The sequence below is a fragment of the bacterium genome (genome assembly GCA_030654305.1).
Lineage (GTDB): Bacteria > Krumholzibacteriota > Krumholzibacteriia > LZORAL124-64-63 > LZORAL124-64-63 > PNOJ01.
The window spans coordinates 1-2102 of record JAURXS010000027.1 but is presented as its reverse complement, the minus strand read 5'-3'; the positions used below and the strand labels follow the sequence as shown (position 1 = coordinate 2102).

General features: G+C 74.5%; 2 protein-coding genes. One reads left to right on the top strand and one right to left on the bottom strand.

Features of this window, described 5'->3' with window-relative positions:
• Positions 1–481, top strand: a 481-nt coding sequence (locus tag Q7W29_00710) for a HAMP domain-containing sensor histidine kinase (GenBank protein ID MDO9170335.1), incomplete at its 5' end; no start/stop codon positions are given.
• A gap of 4 nt (positions 482–485) precedes the next feature.
• On the opposite strand, the gene Q7W29_00705 is transcribed toward Q7W29_00710, so the two are convergent.
• Positions 486–1781, bottom strand: a complete 1296-nt coding sequence (locus tag Q7W29_00705; GenBank protein MDO9170334.1) for an SAM-dependent methyltransferase — start codon at positions 1779–1781, stop codon at positions 486–488.
• Positions 1782–2102 lie beyond the last annotated feature (321 nt).

Here is a 2102-nt window from a genome sequence, read left to right as displayed (position 1 = left end):
GGAGTACCGCCACGAGGCGTTCTCCCTCGAGGAACTGGCGGCGGACGTCTTGGGCCGGCTCGAACCGCGGGCCGGGGCGGCGGGCGTCGATTTGGTCCTGGACGCCGAGGCCGGCCTACCGCAGGTCCTCGCCGATCCGCTGCGCATCGGTCAGGTGCTGCAGAACCTGACGGACAACGCGGTCAAGTTCAACCACCCCGGGGGAGACGTCTGCGTCAGGCTGCGACGGCAGGAGGACGGGAACGGGGTCGAGGTCGAGGTCGGCGACACGGGCATCGGGATCGGGCACGAGGATCTGCCCCACGTCTTCGAGCGCTTCTACACGGTCGACAAGAGCCGCGGCGGGAACACCGGTTCCGGTCTCGGCCTGGCGATCGCCCACCAGATCGTGACGGGGCACGGCGGCGAACTGACCGTCGAGAGCCGCGTGGGCGGCGGCACGACCTTCCGTTTCCGGCTGCCCGCGGCCGCGGACGAATGAGCCGCTAGCCCGCTTCCCCGTCGCAGGGTTCCGCCAAGTGGGCCGCATAGCCCGAGTGGGCCGCACCCTCCGTATCCGCCCGGTGCAGCAGCACCGTCACCTCGCGGCTGCCGCGCAGGACCAGCCCCGCGCGCACCTGCTCGGGCGTCAGCGGGAACCCCCGCTTCTTGATCACCACCGAACCGGCGTCGTGACGGTCCAGGGCCGCCTGCAACCGCTCCGGCGACCAGGGCACGCTCTCCAGCCGACGCCACCAGCGCAGCCACGGCGACCGGACGGGAGCCGGCGCCGTCAGGTAGGCGATGCCCGGCGCCAGCGACGCCAGTCCGTGCTCGCGGGCGAAGGCGTCCAGCAGCCCGGCGCGCAGCAGCGTGCCGTCGGGTTCGGCCAGGTACGTCGCCGGCGCCGACAACGGCGGCGGATCCGTGACCGGGTCGCCCGCGTAGGTGCAGGCCCGTGCGTCCGCGAGCCCGCCGCACAGGACCGTGGCGAGGCGCGGCGCCCCGGGCGCCGCCGGTCCGCGCAGCAGGTCCTCCCCTCCCCACAGCACAGCCTCGCGCACCGTCCCCTGCCACCCGACCACCTCGACCGCGTACCCCGCCGCCGGCAGGCCGTCGAGGATCGCGCCGGACGCGGTCAGCGCCGCGTGGTCCAGGTCGAGGCCCGGTCCCCACTTCACGGCCCAGGCGCCCGTCCGCTCGAGCAGCGGCCACAGATCCCGGGGCGCCGGGGAGAACCGGCGCGGGTCGTGGCGACGACGGGAACCGGCGGGCCCGCGTCCGGTCTCGCGCCGGGCGGGATCGACGAACAGGGCGTCGTGAGGGGGCAGGTCCGCGCCTGGGAACTCGCCGTCGACGACCGTGCCGTCCAGGTCCAGGCGGCGCAGGTTGGCGCGCGCCAAAGCTGCTGCCAACGCGTCGCGCTCGAGCCCGGTCGCCGGCACGCCGGCTCCCGCCAGGCGGGTCAGGTCGCCGCCCGCCCCGCAGCCCAGGTCCAGCACGCGGCCGCAGTCCGCGAACCGCAGCGCGCGGTGCCGCGCCACCGGGTGCGCGGTGGCCTGTTCGAGCAGTTCGGGGGTGAACAGCAGGTAGGCGGCATCGGGGAACTTGGCCGTCGCCGCCCGGCGGGCCTCCGCGATGCGCAGGGCGAAGCGCACGACTTCCGCCGGGTGGTCGCGCCGCAGGGCGCGCTGCAGCGGCAGCGGCGCGGTCCCAGCCGCCGTCCGGGCGACGATGCGCGCCAGTAGCGCCTCGCCCCCGGGCGAGAGCAGGACATCCACGAGCGCGTCGCCGGTTCCCATCGTCACGCCGCCCCCCTCAGATCTCGACACCGAGCAGCCGCCAGGCGAGCGCATCGACTCTACCAGACGCACCCCCGACTTGCACGTCCGCTTGAAGTGTGTCGTCGACAGAGTCGTGCCGAATCCCCCGTGACCGGGGTGTCTGAAAGGCCCCGAAGCCAGGATGGCGCAGGGGCCTTAATCGGGATAGGGGCGCCGGGTCTCCCCGGCGTCCCCTCCCACACCACCCGGCATGCGGGTCCGCACCGGGCGGTTCGTCAGGTTGAGGTCAGGTGGCCAGGCGAGGGACGCCCAGCTCGTCGAACAGCGAGTTCGGCAACG

Excerpts from the sequence above, each read along its gene's own strand:
- Q7W29_00705 (MDO9170334.1), bottom strand. The coding sequence starts at position 1,781 with ATGGGAACCGGCGACGCGCTCGTGGATGTCCTGCTCTCGCCCGGGGGC.